This is a genomic window from Pseudomonas sp. 18.1.10 (assembly GCF_024655625.1).
GTDB lineage: Bacteria > Pseudomonadota > Gammaproteobacteria > Pseudomonadales > Pseudomonadaceae > Aquipseudomonas.
Map to the genome: position 1 here is coordinate 1 of NZ_JANLGL010000294.1, position 5,333 is coordinate 5,333.

Genomic DNA, 5,333 nt, shown 5'->3' on the forward strand with positions numbered 1-5,333 from the left:
TGTATAAGAGACAGGATGTATTGACTGCAAGACCGCATTCGCGAGCAAGCCCGCTCCCACATAGGGTCTATCGCTGGCCAGCGCTAACCGTTTGTCTTCTATATAGCTCCACAACACTGAATTTCTTGCTATAAACGCACTCCGATAACCGTCCGACAAGCCCGTCCTGGTGCTTTTAAGGGTTATCTCGGAAAAATTGCCTGTCTTTTCAGTTGCTGCGCCCTCAAGTCGGCCTTAGACTGCCGCCCCTCGTAAATTGAGTGCCGGGTGGCGCTTGAAATGGATGGCGCCCTTCCGAGACCTGCAGAGGTCGGCCGGAACGCTCCCTTATTCGCCTTAATGCACGTATTTTTTATAGAGAAATCAATGACAAAGGAAAAGTTGCTGGCCATGCCGGCGGATGACTACATGAATGCCGAACAGCACGCTTTTTTTGAGCAGTTGCTGCAAGACATGAAAGTGGAACACCACGAGCGCATTGAACAGAACCGTATCGCCATTGAAAGCCTGGACACCCCGGCCGACCCGGCTGACGCCGCTTCCGTCGAAGAAGAGCGCACCTGGCTGGTGAATGCCATCGACCGCGACCAGCGCATGCTGCCGCAACTTGAGCGTGCACTTGAGCGCATCAAGGAAGATTCCTTTGGCTGGTGTGATGACAGCGGCGAGCCTATCGGCCTCAAGCGCCTGCTGATTAGCCCGACCACCAAGTACTGCATCGAAGCGCAAGAGCGCCACGAGCAGATCGACAAGCACCAGCGCCAAGCTTGATGCGCTGAAGCTGGGGGGCGCACACGTGGCCCCCAGGCAATACCCGTTACGCCCCGTCTATTGATCTGCTGCAAGCTACCCCACTAAAGGCCCATGGATAATGGCCCGGTAGTGGCGTTTAATGCAGCGACAATAATGACAAACAGTGGGGTAACGACGATGGCTGGAGACGGATCTCTGATGGGCGCAGCAGTGCCACCGCAAACGGTGGCGCGCGGGCTGCCCGGCTGGCTGACGCCGCTCTTGCAGAGCACCGCCCTGGTGCTGATCCTGTTGGGCCTGGTGTTTGCCGGCCTGCCGCTGTACCTCTGCCTGCCACTGGTTTTGCTGGTGACCTGGCTGCCCCGCCTGAAAAGTCCTACGCCCGTTGTCGCGCAGTCCGCTGCCACCGACGCGATTGGCGAGTTGACGCGTGATTTGTCCCATACCACCAGCCATAACGCGCTGTCCGCTGCCGGCGTGGCCTACTCGGTCAAGCAACTGGCGGCGCGCCTGCAATCGCAGTTGAGCGCGGCCAAGCAGATCGTCAGCAGCGCCGAAGTGATGATCGGCACCGAGCAGGTCACGTCCCAGCTCAGCCGCCAGGCGCTCGGCGCTGCCAGCCAGGCCCATCAGCGCAGTACCGAAGGGCGTGAGGTGCTGGCGCAGTCCATCACGCGCATGCATCAGCTCAGCCAGCGCGCCAATGCCAGCCGTGAATTGATCGAAGCCTTGAGCCAACGCAGTGAGGAGATCCAGCGGGTGACCCTGGTCATCCAGTCCATCGCCAGCCAGACCAACCTGTTGGCCTTGAACGCGGCGATCGAAGCGGCGCGCGCCGGTGAGCACGGGCGTGGGTTTGCCGTGGTCGCCGATGAGGTGCGCGGGTTGGCCGGACGGACCGCCACGGCGACGGATGAAGTCGGGGTGATGGTCGCGGATATCCAGCAGCGCACGGCCCAGGTGGTGGAGCAGATTCGCCAGCTGTCGGCCGACCTCAACACCGGTGTCGAGCAGGTGGAGCACGCCGGCGAACAACTGTCGAACATCGCCAGCCTGGCCGCGGATGTGGAAGGGCAGGTCAATGAGATCGCCCAGGGCACCGATACCAACCGCACCCAACTCGACAGCCTGTTCCATGCCGTGGAGCAAATGCGCAGCGACCTGGCCGTGAGTGACCAGCAAACCCGCCAACTGGCCGAGGCTGCCGTGCAGATGGAAGGGCAGGCCGAAACCATCAGTGAGCGTTTGGCCGAGGTCGGGCTGGATGACTATCACCAGCGCATCTACGACCTCGCCCGCGAAGGCGCGAGCCGTATCGCTGAGCAGTTCGAGGCCGATGTGCTGCAAAACCGCATCAGCCTGGATGATTTGTTCGACCGCAGCTACACGGCGATCCCGAACACCCGCCCGAGCAAGTACCACACACGGTTCGACGGTTATACCGACCAGGTTCTACCGGGGATTCAGGAGGCGTTGTTGCCGCGTCACGAGGGCTTGGTATTCGCCATTGCCTGCACACCACAAGGCTATGTGCCGACGCACAACAAGGCGTTTTCCCAAGCCTTGACGGGCGATGCCCAGGTGGATGCGGTGCAGAACCGCACCAAGCGCAAGTTCGAGGACCGCACCGGGATTCGCTGTGGCAGCCATCAACAGGCGGTATTGCTCCAGACCTACACCCGCGATACCGGCGAGTTGATGCATGACCTGTCGGTGCCGATCATGGTCAAGGGCCGGCACTGGGGTGGGTTGCGACTGGGGTACAAGCCGGAAGGCGTGTAGGGGCGCGGGGTTCAGGAGGTCAGTGCACCTGAATCGACGGCAGTCTTGAGCGCCTTGGCGGCTTCTTTGCCCGCGAGGGCGGCGGCGTCTGCGGTCTTGAACCAACGGTCCTTTTCCACCTGGTGCGTGGTGACAGCCTTCAGCGGCGGCTTGGCGCGCATCACGATGACCGCTTGAAACTCCCCGTCCACTTCCCTGGCGTCGCCATGGATGAAAAATTCACCAATATCAAATTCCGTCACGTATAGCCTTCCCTTCAAGGTAACTGCACTGATGAAACCTGACCCGCTGGGGGCAAACTTCAATGGACGGGCCAGTATGGCAGTTGTTGGCGGGCGGCGGCGCAGTAAAGTCACCCAGGTGACGAAACGATTGCGCCATGGGGGCCATACAGGCTGGCTTCCAGTTCCTTGGCCAGTTTGCAGGCCCGAATATGGTCGCTGCGAAAGCCTATGACCCGGCCGCTGGTCACTTCGCGAATATGAAAGAAGTTCCTGCCGGCAGGTACAACTTGGTAAAGAACCGAATTCGAGTACCCGCTGAGGCTTTGCAGGCAGTAGTATTGGCGTTCGTCATGCCGTGATGAATGAGTGCTGGCAGACGCAGTGTTGTGTTGGCGTGGTTGCATGGTCAGCTCCTTTCGTTCGATCTTCGTGACACGCCAGCAGCGTTTCAGGTGGTTTTGACCTGTGCTGCTGTTTTAGTATTGTCGTTGCTGGCCGATATTTGGTTCCATGGCCGGTAATTCGTTTTGTGTAGGCTGTCGGAAACCACGCTTTTGAATAGGGTTATTCTCTGAAGCGGGTCGCCCCGTATTCCCCGGGTCGGCGAACCTGTGATTTGCTGTGATGCCTGGTGACCTTGCATAAGGTCCATCGCGTACGTCTGTACTCGTCTTGGGGCGCAGCATCGGGAGTCTCTTCAGTTTTTTTCAATGAACAGGTTGTGTGATCGTGCCGTAACGGCCGTATTTTTGTGCTGTCCGCTCTGGCGGCCAGCACTTCTTTTAATGTGGGGGCGTTTCCTTGGCAGTCAGTAATCTGGATATGCACGCGTTATTCGTGCTGGGTGATTTGCGCGCAAAGTTGGTCAAGCTGTTCCAATCCCGTTTTGTTTATGTCACTGAACAGACGCCGGAAGGTATTTACATCGCCGAGATCGATACCGAGACGGCGCTGGTGGTGGATGACAAACAGCGTTTGGAACTCAAGGTGGGTGACCATTTTCGCGCGGCGGTGTTGCCCAGTCGCGAGGGTGGCAAGTTTGAATTGAAGTTTCGCGATATCAAGTTGACGGTGTATGGCCTGGGTGACTACGCCTTTGTTTCCAGCACTGAAGGCCAGGGCATTGTGTTCAAGGAAGGCCACAGCGTGATGCTGGTGTTTGCCGCCAATGAGCAATTGCAGGAAGGCTTGACCAAGACCCTCAAGGCCGTGACTGGCAAGGCCGCCAAGTGGCGCAAGGGTGAACTCGTGACCTTCAAGGCCAGTGAGTGAGTTGTAAACACCACGTGTAATCCGTATCTCCCGGAACCTCTACTACAGTTGAGTTGACTTAACTATTCAGAGGCTTCGCGCATTGGCAGCAAAGCCGTCCGCTGTTGCTGCGAAAACGCGAGGTACGCAGGCATGAAAGCAATTAGAGCGCTGTTGGCCGTGTCGCTTACGACACTGAGCCTGTCGATGGTTTCATTGCCGGTATCGGCTGCCCGGGCGCCGATTCACTTCGCCGACCTGAACTGGGAAAGTGGCAGCCTGATAACCGAAGTGCTGCGGGTTATCGTCGAAAAGGGCTACGACTTGCCCACCGACACCTTGCCGGGCACCACCATCACCCTGGAAACGGCCCTGGCCAAGAACGATATCCAGGTGATCGGCGAAGAGTGGGCCGGCCGCAGCCCGGTGTGGGTCAAGGCCGAGGCCGAAGGCAAAGTGGTGGGCCTGGGGGATACGGTCAAGGGCGCGACCGAAGGCTGGTGGGTGCCGGAGTACGTGGTCAAGGGCGACCCGGCCAAGGGCCTCAAGCCACTGGCGCCGGACCTCAAGCGCGTGCAGGACCTGGCGCGCTACAAGGACGTGTTCAAGGACCCGGAGTCGCCTGGCAAGGGGCGCTTTCTCAACAGCCCGATCGGCTGGACGTCCGAGGTGGTCAACGCACAAAAGCTCAAGGCCTATGGCCTGAGTGACAGCTACGTGAATTTCCGCAGTGGCTCGGGGGCGGCGCTGGATGCCGAGATTGCTTCGTCGATCCGCCGGGGCAAGCCGGTGCTGTTCTATTACTGGTCGCCGACGCCCTTGATGGGGCGCTACAAACTGATCCAGCTGGAGGAGCCGGCCTTTGATGCCGACGCCTGGAAGACCCTGACGGATGCCGATAACCCCAACCCTAGGCCGACGCGGTCGTTGGCGTCCAAGTTGAGCATTGGCGTGTCGACGCCGTTTCAGCAGGAACATCCGCAGATTGCTGCGTTTTTCACCAAGGTTGAGTTTCCCATTGGGCCGCTGAACAAGGCGTTGGCGACGATGAGCGAGAACCACACGGCGCCACGGGAAGTGGCGCAGGTGTTTCTCAAGGAACATCCTGAGGTGTGGAAGGCGTGGTTGCCGGAGGATGTTGCGCGCAAGGTTGAGGCCAGCCTCAAGTAACCTCGATGTCCCAGCCGTGTGCAGATCGAAATGTGGGAGCTGGCTTGCCTGCGATGGCGGTCTGTCGGTGTACATATCCGTTATTTGGGTAAAGGCGGCTATTGGTTCCGCCCTTACGGCGGCTCACTTTTGAAGAGCGCAAAAGTAAGCAAA

6 protein-coding genes are annotated in these 5,333 nt (G+C 59.2%); 4 read left to right on the forward strand and 2 right to left on the reverse strand.

Translation table 11 applies throughout. The features are described 5' to 3' along the window. The first annotated feature begins 366 nt into the window (after window positions 1–366). Window positions 367–771 (forward strand): TraR/DksA C4-type zinc finger protein, encoded by a 405-nt coding sequence (locus NUV89_RS27140; RefSeq protein ID WP_010564800.1) that lies wholly within the window; start codon window positions 367–369, stop codon window positions 769–771. Window positions 772–1,314: 543 nt separating this feature from the next. Next, window positions 1,315–2,535 carry a methyl-accepting chemotaxis protein gene (locus NUV89_RS27145; RefSeq protein ID WP_374684554.1) on the forward strand — a complete coding sequence of 407 codons (1,221 nt, stop codon included), beginning with the start codon at window positions 1,315–1,317 and terminating at the stop codon, window positions 2,533–2,535. Window positions 2,536–2,546: 11 nt separating this feature from the next. Here the strand turns inward: NUV89_RS27145 and NUV89_RS27150 are convergent, their stop codons facing one another. Continuing rightward, window positions 2,547–2,777 (reverse strand): hypothetical protein, encoded by a 231-nt coding sequence (locus NUV89_RS27150; RefSeq protein WP_257783738.1) that lies wholly within the window; start codon window positions 2,775–2,777, stop codon window positions 2,547–2,549. A gap of 110 nt (window positions 2,778–2,887) precedes the next feature. Then, a complete protein-coding gene (locus NUV89_RS27155; protein WP_257783739.1) occupies window positions 2,888–3,163 on the reverse strand; it encodes a hypothetical protein in 276 nt (91 codons plus the stop codon). Window positions 3,164–3,581: 418 nt separating this feature from the next. Here NUV89_RS27155 and NUV89_RS27160 point away from each other — a divergent pair, with 418 nt between their 5' ends. Beyond that, window positions 3,582–4,031: a hypothetical protein gene (locus NUV89_RS27160; RefSeq protein ID WP_017735803.1), complete on the forward strand. Its 450-nt coding sequence runs from the start codon at window positions 3,582–3,584 to the stop codon at window positions 4,029–4,031. A 132-nt stretch (window positions 4,032–4,163) separates the two neighbouring features. Beyond that, entirely contained in the window at window positions 4,164–5,180 is a 1,017-nt protein-coding gene (locus NUV89_RS27165; protein WP_257783740.1) for an ABC transporter substrate-binding protein, read from the forward strand. Window positions 5,181–5,333: the final 153 nt, after the last annotated feature.